The organism is Kribbella sp. CA-245084 (genome assembly GCF_050942355.1).
Taxonomy (GTDB): domain Bacteria; phylum Actinomycetota; class Actinomycetes; order Propionibacteriales; family Kribbellaceae; genus Kribbella.
On record NZ_CP192053.1, the window covers coordinates 7,501,833 to 7,517,403 of the forward strand.

Here is a 15,571-nt window from a genome sequence, read left to right on the forward strand (position 1 = left end):
CCGTTGCGCCCCGACTGATCTCGCGCTTTCGCACGAATTTAGCACGGACCTACTGCCTCGCAGTACCCCCACGGCACGACTCGAAGATCCTCTATCCGGGCGTGGCGGAAGAGCTTTGACGGAGGCCGATCAGCACGCCTTCGCTGTCTCGTAGGTAGCTGAGGCGTCCGATGCCGGGTAGTTCCCGGATCTCGCCGGCCGGAGCGCCGCCTGCGTCGCGGGCGGCCTGCAGGGTTGCCTCGAGGTCATCGACCTCGATCCAGGCGATTGTCGGCTGTGACTGGTACCGGCTGCTCATGATCGCGCCGTCGATGCCCTCCCCCGGCCCGGTTTCCGCGAGCAGGTACCCGTCGGGCACCGGCGCCGGTGCCACCTGCCAGCCGAACACCTTGCTGTAGAACTCCGCGGCCCGATTGTGGTCCTCGGCAACGATCTCGACATGCACAATGCGTCCCATGTGTCCGATCGTCACGCATCAGGACCGGGCTCGTCTTGGACGGATCTTCCGTGCATCAACGCGGCGATGCCGTTCTGTACGGCGAGGAACGACGTCGCGCTGACCCCCGTGTAGCGCTTGAAGTCGCGCGCCGCGTGCGCCTGGTCGTAGTACCCGTGCAGCGCCGAGAGCGTCGCGGCTGCATCCGCCGGACCGCCGAGCAGGCCGCCGACGAAGTGGTAGTAGCGGATGATCTCGGCGTACTGCTTCGGGCCGATTCCGACGTTCTTCCGGAACACGCGATACAAGGTGCTGTACGACGTCCCGCACCGGCGTACGACGTCGGCGACAGCAACCTGGCCGCGCAGTTCGTCGATTGCCTGCACGGCATCGGCGACGATCGGCGGGGCGGCTGCGGTCGTCGTACGCGCCGCGAGAAAGCCCGCCAACCGGTCCGCACGCGCCTGGCCGAACGGCTCCGACCGCAGCTCCGCCACCAAACCAGCCGTCGTCTCCGGCCCCATCCAGTCCGCCAGCTGCCGTACCTCGTCAACCAGAGCAGGCAAGCCAAGCGACGCCAAACCCCACGGCGTGAACTCCACTCCCGCATAACTCGACACACCAACCTGCCCAAGCACCTGCGGCCGAGTCATCACCCCGAAGACCGCCGCCCCATTCACCCACTCGGCCCCACTCACCGGGTCATGCCGAGTCCCCGCATCCCCCAACGCAACCGCAAGCCCCGGCCGCCCGTTCGGAATCAGAATCTCGCGCCGCACTTCCGGCAACGCCTCGGAGTCAACCAACCACACATGGTCGATCACCTCCCGCAGCTGCGCCCCCGGCAAGAACCGCTCATAAGCCATGCCCCACCGTCTCGCACCAACAAACCCCACACGAAATCACGCACCCGCAACCCCCGCCCGAGCCTCCCTCTCGTTCCCCTCTTCTTCGTTCCTTTGTTCACGACGCGAATCGTAAGTCTCTGGCTCGTTTACATCGGTTACCGTTGAGAAGTGACGACTGCCGAGGAGTACCGCCTGCTGGGTTTCGCCGACGCCGACCGGGAGGCGGCCGAGGCGTTCACGCCGGATGCGGCGGTGGTGAAGGACCTGGCCGACCAGATCCGGGCCGCGATCGGGAAGCTCGGGAGTGAGCCGGAGTTCCGGATGCCGGAGGACGGGCGGAACTCGGTCCAGGCGTACCTGGACACCGTGCCGGACATCCGCGCGTACCACTCCGGCCGCGGCATCCCCGACGACATCAGCTGGGCCTCGCTGGCCGACCTCGGACAGCAGCTCAAGGTCAGCCGCCGTACCCACGGCGAGTACAGCCTGGAGACGCATTGGTGGTTGACGAACTTCTGGGTCGGCAACCTCTACACGCTGGGACGGCTGCAGTACATGCTGTTCCAGGTCACGGAGGACCAGCCGGTCCCGGGCACCGAGCCGGGCGAATGGATCATCGGCGTACACATCCCCGAGACTGGCCCGCTGACCCCCGAACTGGTCGACGACAGCTTCCAGCAGGCGCGTGAGTTCTTCCCACGGCACTTCCCGGAGTACCCGGTGAAGACTGCGAACCTGTGGTCCTGGTTGATCGACCCGTACCTGCTCGACAACCTGCCGCAGGACTCGAACATGGTGAAGTTCGGCCGCCGCTTCACGCCGTACGGGACGCCGAACGACAGCCAGGACAGCGCGATCTTCTTCACGTTCCGCACCCACGGCACCGACCACCTGGACGAGCTCCCGCAGGACACCCGCCTGCAGCGCCTCGTCGTCGGTCGCATCAAGGACGGCGGCACCTGGCAGAGCGGCTACGGCTACCTCAAGCTATGACGGCCGGTTCTGGTTACTCGGTACGCCGTACTTCGCCAGCCAGCTCGCCAACTCCATGTTGGACACGCACCGTACGTCGGGCTGCGTACACGTCTGTTTGACGAAGTCAGTCAAGGCATCTGAGTACACGCTGTTGTTCCAGCGGTTGAAGTGGTTGCCGAGGAACAGCGGCGGGTTGCCGCTCGCCCGGGACTTCGCCAGCGCCTGCTGGTACGTCGCAAGCACCTGCGCCTTCAGTGCGGGCGCCTCGGCTAGCGGAGCCTTCCGTGCCTGGGTCTGTGCGAACCACAGGTTGTAGTCCATCGTCAGAGTCTTCTTGCTCGTGCCGGCCAGGGTCACTGACTCGAGCGGGAAGTCCCACAGGCCGTTCTGCTTCTTCGGCCAGCTGATGTAGCCCGGTGCGGACGCGTCGTACAGCATGCCGCGCTGCACCATTGCCTGCCGGTACGCAGGCCGGTTGCCCTCGAGGCAGGGCGTCCGCATGCCCTTGACGGTCGACGGGTCGAACGGCGGTACGACGGCCTTACCGGCGGTCAGCGTCGGTCCGGTCCGCACCATCCGGTCGAACGCACTCAGCTCGGCGGTCCATTGGGCGGTGGTCCAGCGGCCGATGCCGTTCTTGCCGCAGAAGTGACCATTCGCGTGGGTGCCGATCTCGTGGCCCTCGGCGATCGCCTCCCGCAGTACCTTCGTGCGCCCGAGCACGTTGGCGGTGTCGCCCCAGCCGATGTCGGAGGCGCCAGGCTGGTGGTACGGCGGCTTGTAGTCGGTGCGGTGATCTCCCGGGTACAGGTACGGGCCGGAGAGGAAGAACGTCATCCGCGCGTTGACCTGCTTCGCTACCGCGCGCCAACGCGCCCAGAGGGCTAGGTCGCCGGCGCCGTCGAAGGAGACAACCACGAAGAGCGGGGGCTTGCCGTTCGGCAGGCGTGCTGGGAAGGACCGCAAGACCGGTGCCGCAGCCGGCAGAGTGCTCGGCTTCGCCGTAGGTGTCGGAGTGGGTGCCGGAGTCGGCGTCGGCTTGGCAGTCGGCTTCGGCCTCGGCTTGTGCGAGGGGGACGTACTGGCCGACGGAGCACCTTCCAGCGGTACGTCGGCACACCCGGCCAGGACCGCCGCGACAACAACCACAGCGCCCGCGAGGTTTACCCCAGGCCTCACCACGGCTCTACTGACGCACGAAACGCCGTCGAGGTTGGTTCAGGACACGCGCCCGGCCAGAAACCGGGGTGGGGATCGTTAAGCGCTCGTGATCTTCGCCGCGCGGCGTTTCACCGCGATCCGGCGGGAGGTCTCGACGAGCAGACCGATCGTCGCGGCCAGACCGAGGCTGAACGCGAGCCCCTTCAACTGGTCGTGCGCGAAAGCGTCGCCGCCCAAGTAACCGAGCAGCGCGACGTACGTGTAGGCGATCGTGACGCCGAAGAACGTGAACACGATGAACTTCTTGAACGAGTACCGCGTCGCGCCCGCGGTCAGCGTGGCGACCATCCGCGCGCCGGGGATGTAGCGGACCGTCATCAGGATCAGCCCGCCACGCGAGTGCAGGGCGCCCGCGACCCGGTCGTAGACCTGCTGTCGGCGCTCCTGGCGCTTCATCCAGCGGTGCAGCGCGGGGCCGGACCCGCGGCCCAGGAAGTAGCAGATGGACTCACCGATGACCGAACCGGCCATCGCGACCGCAATGACCAGCGGCAGGTTCTGGTGGCCGGCGGCCGCGGCCATGCCGGCCGTGATGACCATGCCCTCGCTCGGAACCACTGGGAACACCGCGTCGACCGCCGCGGCGATGAACAGGATGAGCAGCAGCCAGTGCGAGGCCATCGCGATCCCGAGCAGGTGTCGCGCGACCTCCATCAACTCTGTCACCCGGAAAGGATGCCATCCCTTGCCAACATCGCCGCAATCCCACCGGTGTGATTCAGCTGCGGTTCACCCGATGTTCAGGGCGCGCGGCTGGCTGTGGTCAGAGCTGTACGGGCAGTTCGCGGATCGCGTTCATCAACAGGCCGGGCGTGCGGACCGGATCCCGTTCCGGCTCGGCCAGGCGGAGGTCGGGGAAGCGCTCGAACAGCATGCCGAGCGCGATCCGGCCTTCCAAGCGGGCCAGCGGTGCGCCGAGGCAGTGGTGGATCCCGTGCCCGAAAGCCAGGTGCGCGGAGTCCGGCCGGGTGATGTCCAGCTCGTCCGGTCGCTCGACCTTCCGCGGGTCGCGGTTCGCCGGCAACAGCGCGAACACGATCACCTCACCGGCCTCGATCCGGCTCCCGGCGATGTCGATCGGCGCCTGGGCGATGTACGGAATAGCCGCCTGCAGCGGGCCGTCGTACCTGAGCAGCTCCTCGACCGCCGCCGGCAGCCGGTCCGGCTCGGCCTTCAACAGCTCGAGCTGGTCAGGGTGCCGCAGCAGCGCGTGTACGCCGTTGGTGATCAGGCTGACCGTGGTCTCGTGGCCGGCCGCGAGCAGCAGGAAGATCATCGAGGTCAGTTCGTCCTCGCTCAGCCGGTCGCCGCCGTCGCGGGCCGCGATCAGGCCGGAGAGCAGGTCGTCGGTCGGCGCCTGCTGCTTCTGCACGATCAGCTCGTGGACGATGTCGAGCATCAGCGTGGTCGCCTCGACGTACTCCTCGGCGGTGTGCATGCTCGCGTTCACGAACACCGACGACCACTGGCGGAAGTCCTCGCGGCGGACCGGCGGGATCCCGATCAGCTCGCAGATCACCGTGATCGGCAGCGGATAGCTGTACGCGTTCACGAGGTCGACGCGGTCGCCGGCGACGGCCATCTCGTCGAGCAGACCCGTCGCGATCTCGCGGATCCGCGGCTCCAGCGCGTCGATCCGGCGGCGGGTGAACCCGGCCGTGACCAGCTTGCGCAGCCGGGTGTGGTCCGGCGGGTTCGCCCCGAGCATGTGCCGCTCGGTGCGGTTGATCAGGTCGTCCATGACCGTGTCGCGGTGCGGCCCGTCGAGCGGTGAGCGCACCACGTCCGGATGAGCGAGCAGTTCGCGCGTCTCGGCGTACCCGGTGATCAGGCAGACCGGGACGCCGGTGAACAGCATGAGCCGCTGCACGGGTCCTTTCGCCGCTAGATCCTCGAATCCCCAGTGCCGGGCGATCCCGCTGGTCTCCGTGAACGGCTGCCTCATGCGAGCCAGCCTACGTTCGCCCCAAGTGCTCAGCGAGCTCTGTGCGGGAGTGGATGCCCAGCTTCGTGTAGACCTTGCGTAGGTGGTACTCGACGGTCTTCGGGCTCAAGAAGAGCCGGGCCGCCGCATCCCGGATGCTATGCCCGTCTGCGAGCAGTACGGCGATCTGCCGCTCTTGCGGAGTCAAATCGTCCGCCGTGCTCGGCACGCGACGCCGTGCGGTCTCACCTGTCGCCTTGAGCTCCGCAGCGGCCTGGTCGGCCCACCCGAGTGCACCGAGCCCGTCAAAACCCTCCACCGCGAGCCGGAGCTGCGTACGCGCGTCAACACGCCGCCGTACCCGCCGCAGCCACGCGCCGTACGCAAGACGCGTCCTAGCGAGCTCAAAGGCGTCCAGCGTCACCTCATGCCGACTGAGCGCCAGCAGGAAGTCGTCCTCACTGTCACCCGCCACGCCACGCGCCCGCGCAGCCCGCGCCAACGACCACGGCTGCCCCTTGGCCTCAGCCAGAGCGGAGTGCTCGTCGGCCACCCGCTTCGCATCTTCAACACGCCCCAACCGCAGGTAGACCTCAACCAGCTCCGGCGCCGGCGACAGGTCCGGGTCCTTCAACCCATACTCCGCCAGTACGTCGACCAGCCGCTCGTATTGCGGCAGCGCCGCCGCCGGGTCACCACGCCCCAACTCCAGGTCGCCCAGAGCAAACAGGGACCACAGCGTGCCGAGGTGGATCTCGTGCTCGGCACAGATCCGCAGGCACTCCGCAGCGAGCTCCTGACACTCCGCTCTGCCCTCGTGCGACCACAGCCACGCCAGTCCGGCCAGGTTCATCGCCAGTTCGGTCGTCTGCCCGGTCTCACGCGACAGCCGAATCCCCTCGTCGTACGACGTCTCCGCATCGGCCCAGCGGTCGGTGGTCGCGTCGTCACGCGCCAGCACGAACAGGAGGCCGGGCAGCGTCCCGAGTGCGACCTGCTCCCGCCGTTCGAGCATCGCCTGCTGCAGCATCGCCCGGCCGGTGCCGGTCTCGCGGAGGAACAGCGCGGTCATCACCATCCAGACCTGACGGCGGCGGTCGCGGTCCAGCTCGTCCGACGGCTCCAGCTCGATCGCCGCACGGATCTGATCCATGCCGCCATCCCCGGCGAGCACCTTCGCCACGCCGCTCGCCAACATCCCCATGATCCTTGGACCGGGCCGCTCGAGTGCCGGCCGGAGGCGATCCAACTCGTGCGCGACCTCCAGCCCCGCTGCGGCGTCACACAGGCGAAAGCACGCCCCGACAGCATCAGCGAGCAGCCCTGTGGCGACCTCCGGATCCGTGCACTCGGCCGCTGCAGCAACGAGGATGTCGCGGGCCCGCCGCGGCGAGCCACACTTCACTTCGATGTCGCCACGAATCTCCTGCGCCCGGAGCTTCACCGGCAGCGGCGGCCGCAGCATCAACGCGTCAGCGAGCAAGGCGTCTGCCCGCTCCGCAAGTCCAGCCGACCACGCCGCCTCCCCCGCAGCCACCAACCTGAGCGCGCGGTCCTGCAGACCCTGACTCAGTCGCCCAGCACGTTCGTACGCCGTCGCAGCGACCGCATGCGCCCCGCGAGCCGCCGCGTGCTCGGCCGCAACAACCAGTCCGGCCGCCACCTCATCGTCAGCGCCCAGCACCGCCTCGGACAGGTGCCAGGCACGCCGGTCCTCGTCCGGTGTGGTGCGGGCGACCGCACCATGCGCAGTACGACGCTCTGCTGGATCAGCACTCGTGTAGATGGCGGAGCGGACCAGCGGATGCCGCCAGACGACCTCGCCGTCGCGGATCGCAACCAGACCGGCTGATTCGGCCTCCTCGAGTACCGCCACGTCGACGCCCAGCTGTGCGCAGGCGCGTGCCACAGCTCCGAGTTCACAGTCGTCGATCGCCGAGACCAGCAGTGCGGTCCGCGCATCCGAGCTGAGTCGGTTTGCCCTGCTGACAAAGGCTTCTGCGAGCATCGTCGGCACCGGGAGCGGCACGCCGGGCGGCGTACGGTGCAAGCGGTCCGGGTCGTCTGCCAGCTCTAGCAGGGCTAGCGGGTTGCCTGCGACGGTTTGGTAGAGCTGCTCGACCAGATCGCCCGGCAGGTGTTGCACGAGCTGCTGCGCGGCCTCGAGCGTGATCCCGTCCAGCTGCAGCCTCGGGAGGTCAGCCTCAAGTGGATGCGGCTCGTGCGCACGGGCTGCGATCAGCATGACGATCGGATCGGCGACCAGGCGCCGTGCGGCGAACAGCAAGGCTTCTGCGGACGGTCGGTCGAGCAGATGTGCGTCGTCGATGATCAGCGCGAGCGGCGCGTCTTCGGCGTACCGGCAGATCAGGCTGAGGGTTGCGGCGCCGACAGCGAACCGGTCCGCCGGAGTACCGGTGTCAGGCCTGAGCGCCAGCGCGGATGCGAGTGCGGACTGCTGTGGACCGGGGATGCGGTCGAGGCTGGACAGGGCTGGTCGTAGTAGTTGGAGCAGTGCTGCGAAGGGCACCTCGCGTTCGGCTTCGGCGCCGCGAGCACGCAGGATGCGCAGTCCGCCGGCCATGGCAGCGGCTTCGTCCAGCAGGCTGGTTTTGCCGATGCCGGGCTCGCCGGTGACGAGCAGCACCCCAGCGGCTCCGACCCGCGCCCCCGCGACCAGCTGCTCGACCACCCGGCACTCCGCGTCCCGCCCGATGAGCATGTCTCGCAGTGTGCCCCAGGTGCCCCACCTGATGCGACGGCGAGTCCACGCTGCCTACGTTCTCTCGGGTACGCAAAACCACTAGGGGCAAAGCAAATGACTGTTGCAATTGACGCCGACAAGCTGATGGGCTTCGTGTTCAAGGCTGTGGACGAGGTAGGGGCGACGCTGAACGCGGCGCTGGTGGTGATGGGTGATCGCCTCGGGTACTACCAGGCGCTCAGTGATCAAGGCCCGGCCACGCCGTCCGAGCTCGCCGAGTGGACCAGCACCGACGAGCACTACACCCGCGAGTGGCTCAACGCCCAGGCTGCGGGTGGGATCGTCGAGTACGACGCGAGTACCGGTCGCTACACGTTGCCACCAGAGCACGCCATCGCCATGACCGACCCGAGCAGTCCGGCGTACCTGCCTGGGTTCTTCCAGATCGCACTGGGCACGCTGCAGCACACCACGGACACCATCGAGGCGGCGCGCAGTGGTGCCGGGGTCGGCTGGCACGAGCACACGTCGGACGTGCACGTCGGGTGTGAGCGGTTCTTCCGGCCGTCGTACAACGCCAATCTGCTGCCCAGCTGGCTTCCCGCGCTCGACGGCGTGGTGGAGAAGCTGCAGCAGGGCGCGACGGTGGCCGACATCGGTTGCGGGCACGGCTCGTCGACGATCCTGATGGCCGAGGCATTCCCGCGGTCGACGTTCATCGGCTCGGACTACCACCAGGCATCGATCGAGACGGCCAGGCTGCGTGCGGCGGAGGCAGGTGTCGCTGACCGGGTGTCGTTCGAGGTCTCACCGGCCGACAGGTTCAGCGGATCCGGATTCGACCTGGTGACGACGTTCGACGCCCTGCACGACATGGGCGATCCGGTCGGCGCGGCCCGGCACGTACGGGAGGCGCTGGCACCCGACGGCACCTGGATGCTGGTCGAGCCGATGGCGGGCGACCACGTCGAGGACAACCTCAACCCGGTCGGGCGGGCCTACTACGGCTTCTCGACGCTGCTCTGCACGCCGGCGTCGTTGTCCCAGCCGGTGGGGCTCGCGCTCGGTACGCAGGCCGGCCCGGCGCGGATCCAGGACGTGACCAAGGCGGCCGGGTTCAGCCGGTTCCGGACGGTGGCGCAGACGCCGTTCAACCTGGTGTTCGAGGTGCGCCCTTGACAAATTAGTTCACCATCCGGTGAAGTGTCAGGTGTGTTGGCGAAGACGTTCGGAGCGCTCGCGGACCCGACTCGGCTGGCGATCGTGAGCCGGCTGAGTCGGGGCGACGCGACGATGGGCGAGCTCGCCGAGCCGCACCGGATCACCCCGCCCGCGATCACCAAGCACGTCGGCGTGCTGGTGGACGCGGGTTTGGTGCGTCGGCGCCGGGTCGGGCGGACGGTGGTGTGCACGCTCCGGCCGGAAGCACTGTCCGAGGTGGAGCAGTGGCTCGGCGACCTCACGACGTACTGGAACAGCACCGTTGACCGGTTGGAAGAACTCTTGCGAGGGGACGACGATGGACACTGAGATCCGGATCGAAAGGGTGCTTCCGGCAACGATCGGCCGGGTGTACGACGCCTGGACGCGCGTCGAGCTGCTGGCCCGGTGGTACTGCCCGAATCCCAAGCTCGACTTGAAGGTGCAGGCCGACGTCCGGGTCGGCGGCGAGTACGTCGTCGAGATGGGGCCGCACGTGGTGCGCGGTAGCTACCTCGAGGTCGAGCCGCCGCGCCGGCTGGTGTTCAGCTGGAAGTGGGACGGCACCGAAGACGAGCCGACCCGGGTCGAGGTCGATCTGGCCGAGGTTGCCGACGGCACCCGGATGGTCCTCAGTCACACCGGCTTCGCCAACGCCGAGGACGCCGCCAACCACCAACTGGGCTGGGATCCCGAGCTCACCCGCCTCGCCGAGCTGCTGGAGTCCGTCAGCACGAGCTGACCGCGCCAACCGCGCCGCAGCCCGGCCGGACCGCAGTCTGGCGCTGGCGGGCGGTCAGCGCTCCGCGGCTCGGCCGCGAAGGCGGTCCAGCAGCAGGACCAGGATGACGGTTGCCATCAGCAACACGACTGCCTCGGCCGCGGCGACGAACGTCTGACCGCGGTCGGTCAGCGCGAAAATGCTCACCGGCACCGTTCGCCACGACGCCGGGTACACCATGATCGTGGCCCCGACCTCACCCATCGACAACGCGACGGACAACCCGGCTGCCGAGGAGATCGCAGGCAGCAGCATCGGCAGCCGGACCCGCCACAACACGCGCGCCGGCGAGGCGCCGAGCGACGCGGCGACATCGGCGTACGACGGATCAACTCGTTGCAGCGCCGCGGCAACGGTTCCGTAGCTGAAGGCAACCATCAGCACGAGGTGTGCGATCACCACGATCCACTTGGTCCCGTTGAGCAGCACCGGCTGTCGTGAGAACGCGACCAGCAACCCGAGCCCGACCACCACCGACGGCACCGCGATGGGCAGATGATGCATCGCATCCGCAACCCTTGCGAACCGCGACCCATAGGCAGCCATCGCGCCCCAGGTCCCGATGACCACCGCGAGCAATCCACCCATGAACGCGGTCTGCAAGCTCACCGACAACGAGGCCAGCTCGTCACCCGACAGCGCCTGGCGCAGATGATCGCCGGTCGGGTCTGACGGCAGTACGCCGTTCCACGATCCGGCGAACGCGGCCGCGATCACCACCAGGAACGGCAGCAGGACGAGCAGCCCGAACACCACGGCGAACGCGGTCCAGACGATGGCCTTCCCGGTTCTAGTCCAGACGAGCACGACGACCTCCCAGTGCCATCCGCAGTACGGCGTACATCCCGAGCGACAACGCGATCTGGACGACCGCGATCACGCACGCGCCCGGGTAGTCGAACAGCACGATGCCCTTGGTGTGGACGAGCATCGGCAACGTGGTCGTTCCCTTCGCGCCGAGGAACAGCACGATGCCGAACTCGTTCAGCGTCAGCAGCAGCGTCAGACTTCCGCCCGCGACGAGCGCCGGGCGTACTTCGGGGAGCACGACCTGGCGCAGTACACGCCACGGGCCGGCGCCGAGACTGGCTGCCACGTCGAGCTGTGCCCGCGGCAACCGGCTCATTGCCGCCAGCAACGGCCGCATCACGAACGGGGTGTAGAACGTGACCTCGGCCAGTACGACGGCCCACGGTGAGGTGAGGAACCCACCCGCGCGCAGGATCCCGGTCGTGCCGTAGATGAACGTGAACGACAACGCCACCAGGAACGACGGCAACGCAAGCATCGTGTCCACGAGGCCGGCAACCACGCGCGCGCCGGGGAACGGCACGAAGCTGATCACCACCGCGAGGAACGTTCCGACGATGAGACAGCCGACCGTCGCGCTCACGGCGATCTGCACGGTCCGCACCAGCGCGCCACAGAACTCCGCCGACCCGACCACATCACCCCACGCGGGGATCGACTCGATCGCCACCAGCACCAGCGGATATACGACGAGCACGGCAATCACCAGCAACGGCGGCAACACCCACAGCCACTTGCCGTCCCGCCGCCGCTGACTGCTCACGACAACGGTGGCTCCCAACGCCTCGACAGCCATCAGCCAACCCCCGCCGGCACCAAACTGCACGCCTCAACCGGCAACACCATCACCACAGCCGCCCCCAGCTCAGGCACCCGCCGATCAGCCGGCACATCAACCCGAACCAACACGTCCGCAAGCCCATCAACCAGACAGCTCACCTGACTGGAAGCCCCCCGCCACTGCGCCGCCACAACCCGCCCCGCCAACCTCGCCACATCCTCCAACGCGCTAGCGGCCGTTGGCGGCTCCAGGCGGATTGCATGTGGGCGGATGCACAGCATGCTCTTCCCATCCGCTGGTTTCAGGCCTGGGATTACGGTGCCCGCCACGTTCACGGCAGCTTCGTCCACCGACACAGGCAGCAGATTCGCCCCGCCCAGGAACGACGCGGTGAAGGCCGTCGGCGGAGCGGCGTACAACTCGGCGGCCGGCGCGATGTCGACAAGTCGAGCATCACGCATCACCGCGATCCGGTCCGCGAGCGCCAACGCCTCCGACTGATCGTGGGTGACGTAAACGATCGCAATATCCGGCACCTCCCGACGCAACTTCTGCAGCTCACCGAGCATGTCCGCACGCAACTGCGCGTCAAGCGCCGCAAGCGGCTCGTCCAGCAGCAACACCGACGGCTGGATCGCAAGCGCCCGCGCAATAGCAACCCGCTGCTGCTGCCCACCCGACAACTCCCGCGGGAAACGCCGGCCGTACGCCGTCATCCCGACCATCTCGAGCATCTCACCGACCCGCCTACGGACTTCGCTCGCAGGCTTCCGGGCCGCCCGCAGCCCGAACGCCACGTTGTCCGCCACCCGCAGATGCGGAAACAGCGCGTACTGCTGCACGACCACCCCGATCCCCCGCCGAGCAGGCGGGAGATCGGTGACGTCGTTCCCACCGAGCCGGATCCGCCCGCGCGTCGGCCGGACGAACCCGGCCACCGCCTTCAACGCGGTCGACTTCCCCGACCCGGACGGCCCGAGCAGCGCGACCGTTTCACCGGCCGCGACGCTCAGGTCGAACCCTTCCAGCGCGCACGTCCGGCCGAAGTGAACCGTGACGTCCTCGAGCTGAACCGTCATCCCACAGCCTTCGTGTACGCCGCCACGTCCGCATCAAGATCAGCGAGCACCGAAGACCAGTCGGGCTGCCAGACCTCGACGCCCTTGGTCACCGTCTCGACCGTCTGGAAGTTCGCGTCGGTCGGCTTCACGTCGTCCCGCGCCGGCACCCCGAACGCGTCCTTCGAGATCGTCTGCTGCGCGTCGGTCGAGAGCAGGTAATCCATCAACTGCTTCCCGCCATCGACGTTCGGCGCACCAGCCCCGAGACCCATCACGTACGGCAGCGCGAGCGTGGTCTTCTTCCCGTCCGCACCCGCCGGAAAGAAAATGCTGAACGCCGACTTGTCGTTCGCGATCGACGCCGCGTTCATCTGTACGTCGCCGTTCGCGACCAGCAGCTCGCCCTTGCTGACCTTCGGCTGCAGTTTGCCGGTCGACGCGGACGGGCCGACGTTGTTCGGCTCGAGCTTCTTCAGGTAGTCGAGCGCACCCTGCTTGCCGAGCACGTGCTGAAGCAGCAACAGTACGGCGGTGCCGTCACCGGCCTGACCCGGCGTCGAGTACTGCAGCTTGCCCTTGAACTTCGGGTCGAGCAGATCGTCGAACGTCTTCGGCGTACCCGCCTGCTGGTTCGCGATGAAGCACAGGTAGTTGTCGACGACGGTGACGTAGTCGTCGGCCTTGACGCCCTTCACGTGATCGGCGCCGGGTACGTCGTACTTCTGCAGCAGGCCGTCCTGCGACGCCTTCTGGATGAACGGCGGCAGCGTCACGAGGACGTCGGCCTGGGGGTTCGACTTCTCCTTCTGCATCCGCGAGACCACCTCGCCGGAGCCGGCCTCGACGGTCTGGACCTTGATCCCGGTCTTCTGGGTGAACGCATCGAACCGGGTCTTGTACCAGTCGGCCAAGCCGTCGGCGGTGTACACGGTGACAGTCTTCTTGGCGCCGTCGCCGGTGGCGGCGGCTCCGGTCCCGCCACAAGCTGTCAGGTTGATGGTTGCCGTCAGCAACAGGGTGGCAGCGAGCAGGGTCTTGAGTGCCTTCACTTCTCCAGCTTTCGATCGAGGAGCAGGCCGGGCAGTTCCCGGACCGACTCGAGTACGTGCGTCGCGCCCGCGGCGTCAAGCTGTTGTTTGCCGTGGGCACCTGTCAGGACGCCGGCGACGATCCCGGCGCCGGCCCGGATCCCCGTCGTCATGTCGTAGGCGGTATCGCCGGCCACGGCCACGTTCGCCACGCTGTCGGCCTTCAGCTCGAGCAGCGCCTTGAGCACCATGTCCGGATACGGTCTGCCACGGCCCGCCTGAGCCGGACAGAGAGTGAGATCGGCCAGCGTCTGCCAGCCGAGTGCGGTCAGGATTCGGTGTTGAGTGGTCTCGGAGAAACCGGTGGTCAGGCAGACCTTGATGCCGGCGTCCTTGAGTTGCCGGATCGCATCTTCGGCGCCGTCGATCGGCTTCAGCCCGTCGATCAGGTTGCTGTAGGCATCTTCGAACGCCTGGTTCGCTTCCTGCGCCGCCTCCTCGCGATCGAGCAGCGCACGGAAGACGGTGATCTTCGACTCGCCCATCGTCGCGCGGACATGCGCGATCATCCGCTCGTACTCCGGTGTGCCGGGCTCGATGCCCTGGGCACCGATCGCGGCGGTGAACGCCTGCTCCACCAGCCCGTCGTCGGCAACCGTCGTACCAGCCATGTCGAGTACTGCGAGCTGGATCATGCGCCGATCCCTTCGAAACTTGCCTCGGCGATCGCCGGCGACATCGTCATCCCGCGCCCGCCCGGTCCGGTCACCAAATGCACGCCGTCGGCAACCTTCCGCCGCACGACCACCTCGCCGCTGGTCGCCTGCGAGTACACCCCTGCCCATCGCTGGGTAATCGCCGGCAGCTCGCGCCCGAGAATGCTTTCGACCGTCTCGCGCAGGTACTCGTACGGCTCACTGCGCACATCGAACGAGAACGGCTCGTCGTACTCATGGGTGTCACCAATGGTCAGCCCGCCATGCGCGCGCTGGACCATCAACAGCTGCATCTTCTGCTGCTCGGCAATCGGAGCCTGCGGCGGCAGATCATCGGCCTTGTACGCCGGGTAGTACCGGAAGCTGTCCCCGTCGGCGACCGCAGTGGTGAGTACGTCGTCGAGCGGCGCAGTCTGCATCATCTGCAGGCGCACCCGGCGTACCGGCAGGTCGTCGGTGAGCTCGCGGATCAACCCGCTGTGCCACGCGCCGGTGCACAGGAAGACGAGGTCACCCCCATGCGTCTCACCGTGATCGTCGACGATCCGGCCGTCCTGAACGGTGCGCACTTCCCGGCCCCCGAGGAACTGGTAGCGGTTCGACTTCGTCAGCTCGGTACGCAGCGCCGGCAACACCTCACGCGGCTCGACGATCGCATCCCGCGCGCACCACAGCGCACCTTGCAGGTCACCCTTCAACGCCGGGTTGCGGTCCCGGGTCTGCTCCGCGTCGAGCACCTGAAACCCGCGCGCCGCCGCATCCGGCCGGGCCGCCGCCTCCTTGGCAACCGCCAACTCGGCCTCGCTCCGGCAGACGGTCAGCGAGCCGGCCGTCCGTACGCCGATCCCCGGCAGGTCCGCCCACAGATCCCGCGCGCGCTGTGCCAACTCCACCTCGGCGCCGTCGGCACGCCCGCTGACCCAGACCAGCCCGAAGTTCCGCACGCTGGCGCCACGGGCCTCAAGCTCGCGCTCGACCTGGACCACCTCGTGGCCCCGCCGTACCGCTTCCCAGGCGTGGAACGTGCCCAGGACACCTCCACCGACCACAACCACCCGCACACCTGCTCCTCTCGTCGGACCACAG

General features: G+C 67.9%; 16 protein-coding genes. 4 read left to right on the forward strand and 12 right to left on the reverse strand.

The window, feature by feature from the left end; all coding sequences use genetic code 11:
* Positions 1 to 91: 91 nt before the first annotated feature.
* Together ACQPYH_RS35620 and ACQPYH_RS35625 are read right to left on the reverse strand one after the other, a co-directional pair.
* On the reverse strand, positions 92 to 457 hold the full coding sequence (locus ACQPYH_RS35620) for a VOC family protein (RefSeq protein ID WP_432880621.1): 366 nt from the start codon (positions 455 to 457) through the stop codon (positions 92 to 94).
* Positions 458 to 468: 11 nt separating this feature from the next.
* Positions 469 to 1,302, reverse strand: a complete 834-nt coding sequence (locus ACQPYH_RS35625; RefSeq protein WP_432880624.1) for a helix-turn-helix domain-containing protein — start codon at positions 1,300 to 1,302, stop codon at positions 469 to 471.
* Positions 1,303 to 1,452: 150 nt separating this feature from the next.
* Between ACQPYH_RS35625 and ACQPYH_RS35630 the strand changes: the two genes are divergently transcribed.
* The gene (locus tag ACQPYH_RS35630) at positions 1,453 to 2,277 is read left to right on the forward strand and encodes an acyltransferase domain-containing protein (RefSeq protein ID WP_432880626.1); all 825 of its coding nucleotides are present in this window, start codon (positions 1,453 to 1,455) and stop codon (positions 2,275 to 2,277) included.
* Here the strand turns inward: ACQPYH_RS35630 and ACQPYH_RS35635 are convergent.
* From ACQPYH_RS35635 to ACQPYH_RS35650, 4 genes are all read right to left on the reverse strand, one after another.
* A complete protein-coding gene (locus tag ACQPYH_RS35635) occupies positions 2,272 to 3,438 on the reverse strand; it encodes a hypothetical protein (protein WP_432880628.1) in 1,167 nt (388 codons plus the stop codon). The genes ACQPYH_RS35630 and ACQPYH_RS35635 overlap by 6 nt on opposite strands.
* Positions 3,439 to 3,516: 78 nt before the next feature.
* Positions 3,517 to 4,146, reverse strand: coding sequence for a DedA family protein (locus ACQPYH_RS35640; protein WP_432880630.1), 630 nt, complete (start codon positions 4,144 to 4,146; stop codon positions 3,517 to 3,519).
* 97 nt (positions 4,147 to 4,243) lie between these two features.
* Positions 4,244 to 5,425 (reverse strand): cytochrome P450 family protein, encoded by a 1,182-nt coding sequence (locus ACQPYH_RS35645; RefSeq protein ID WP_432880632.1) that lies wholly within the window; start codon positions 5,423 to 5,425, stop codon positions 4,244 to 4,246.
* A 10-nt stretch (positions 5,426 to 5,435) separates the two neighbouring features.
* Positions 5,436 to 8,126, reverse strand: a complete 2,691-nt coding sequence (locus ACQPYH_RS35650) for a helix-turn-helix transcriptional regulator (RefSeq protein ID WP_432880634.1) — start codon at positions 8,124 to 8,126, stop codon at positions 5,436 to 5,438.
* A 96-nt stretch (positions 8,127 to 8,222) separates the two neighbouring features.
* Here ACQPYH_RS35650 and ACQPYH_RS35655 point away from each other — a divergent pair, with 96 nt between their 5' ends.
* From ACQPYH_RS35655 to ACQPYH_RS35665, 3 genes are read left to right on the forward strand one after another with little or no spacing between them, the layout of a single operon-like run.
* Positions 8,223 to 9,287 (forward strand): class I SAM-dependent methyltransferase, encoded by a 1,065-nt coding sequence (locus ACQPYH_RS35655; RefSeq protein ID WP_432880636.1) that lies wholly within the window; start codon positions 8,223 to 8,225, stop codon positions 9,285 to 9,287.
* Positions 9,288 to 9,311: 24 nt separating this feature from the next.
* A complete protein-coding gene (locus ACQPYH_RS35660) occupies positions 9,312 to 9,638 on the forward strand; it encodes an ArsR/SmtB family transcription factor (protein ID WP_432880639.1) in 327 nt (108 codons plus the stop codon).
* The gene (locus tag ACQPYH_RS35665) at positions 9,628 to 10,050 is read left to right on the forward strand and encodes an SRPBCC family protein (protein ID WP_432880642.1); all 423 of its coding nucleotides are present in this window, start codon (positions 9,628 to 9,630) and stop codon (positions 10,048 to 10,050) included. The genes ACQPYH_RS35660 and ACQPYH_RS35665 overlap by 11 nt, the downstream gene beginning before the upstream one ends.
* 54 nt (positions 10,051 to 10,104) lie before the next feature.
* On the opposite strand, the gene ACQPYH_RS35670 is transcribed toward ACQPYH_RS35665, so the two are convergent.
* The 6 genes from ACQPYH_RS35670 to ACQPYH_RS35695 are packed head-to-tail and all read right to left on the reverse strand — an operon-like array spanning position 10,105 to position 15,546.
* The gene (locus ACQPYH_RS35670) at positions 10,105 to 10,896 is read right to left on the reverse strand and encodes an ABC transporter permease (protein WP_432880645.1); all 792 of its coding nucleotides are present in this window, start codon (positions 10,894 to 10,896) and stop codon (positions 10,105 to 10,107) included.
* Positions 10,880 to 11,695 carry a 2-aminoethylphosphonate ABC transporter permease subunit gene (locus ACQPYH_RS35675; RefSeq protein WP_432880648.1) on the reverse strand — a complete coding sequence of 272 codons (816 nt, stop codon included), beginning with the start codon at positions 11,693 to 11,695 and terminating at the stop codon, positions 10,880 to 10,882. The genes ACQPYH_RS35670 and ACQPYH_RS35675 overlap by 17 nt, the downstream gene beginning before the upstream one ends.
* Entirely contained in the window at positions 11,695 to 12,759 is a 1,065-nt protein-coding gene (locus ACQPYH_RS35680; protein WP_432880650.1) for an ABC transporter ATP-binding protein, read from the reverse strand. The genes ACQPYH_RS35675 and ACQPYH_RS35680 overlap by 1 nt, the downstream gene beginning before the upstream one ends.
* On the reverse strand, positions 12,756 to 13,790 hold the full coding sequence (locus ACQPYH_RS35685) for a 2-aminoethylphosphonate ABC transporter substrate-binding protein (protein WP_432880652.1): 1,035 nt from the start codon (positions 13,788 to 13,790) through the stop codon (positions 12,756 to 12,758). Before ACQPYH_RS35685 ends, ACQPYH_RS35680 begins: the two co-directional genes overlap by 4 nt.
* Positions 13,787 to 14,464, reverse strand: a complete 678-nt coding sequence (locus tag ACQPYH_RS35690; protein ID WP_432880654.1) for a phosphonatase-like hydrolase — start codon at positions 14,462 to 14,464, stop codon at positions 13,787 to 13,789. The genes ACQPYH_RS35685 and ACQPYH_RS35690 overlap by 4 nt, the downstream gene beginning before the upstream one ends.
* On the reverse strand, positions 14,461 to 15,546 hold the full coding sequence (locus ACQPYH_RS35695) for a TIGR03364 family FAD-dependent oxidoreductase (protein ID WP_432880656.1): 1,086 nt from the start codon (positions 15,544 to 15,546) through the stop codon (positions 14,461 to 14,463). The genes ACQPYH_RS35690 and ACQPYH_RS35695 overlap by 4 nt, the downstream gene beginning before the upstream one ends.
* Positions 15,547 to 15,571 lie beyond the last annotated feature (25 nt).

Coding starts and splice junctions, on each gene's coding strand:
- ACQPYH_RS35620 (WP_432880621.1), bottom strand. CDS start 457: ATGGGACGCATTGTGCATGTCGAGATCGTTGCCGAGGACCACAATCGG.
- ACQPYH_RS35625 (WP_432880624.1), bottom strand. CDS start 1,302: ATGGCTTATGAGCGGTTCTTGCCGGGGGCGCAGCTGCGGGAGGTGATC.
- ACQPYH_RS35645 (WP_432880632.1), bottom strand. CDS start 5,425: ATGAGGCAGCCGTTCACGGAGACCAGCGGGATCGCCCGGCACTGGGGA.
- ACQPYH_RS35650 (WP_432880634.1), bottom strand. CDS start 8,126: ATGCTCATCGGGCGGGACGCGGAGTGCCGGGTGGTCGAGCAGCTGGTC.
- ACQPYH_RS35655 (WP_432880636.1), top strand. CDS start 8,223: ATGACTGTTGCAATTGACGCCGACAAGCTGATGGGCTTCGTGTTCAAG.
- ACQPYH_RS35665 (WP_432880642.1), top strand. CDS start 9,628: ATGGACACTGAGATCCGGATCGAAAGGGTGCTTCCGGCAACGATCGGC.
- ACQPYH_RS35675 (WP_432880648.1), bottom strand. CDS start 11,695: ATGGCTGTCGAGGCGTTGGGAGCCACCGTTGTCGTGAGCAGTCAGCGG.
- ACQPYH_RS35680 (WP_432880650.1), bottom strand. CDS start 12,759: ATGACGGTTCAGCTCGAGGACGTCACGGTTCACTTCGGCCGGACGTGC.
- ACQPYH_RS35690 (WP_432880654.1), bottom strand. CDS start 14,464: ATGATCCAGCTCGCAGTACTCGACATGGCTGGTACGACGGTTGCCGAC.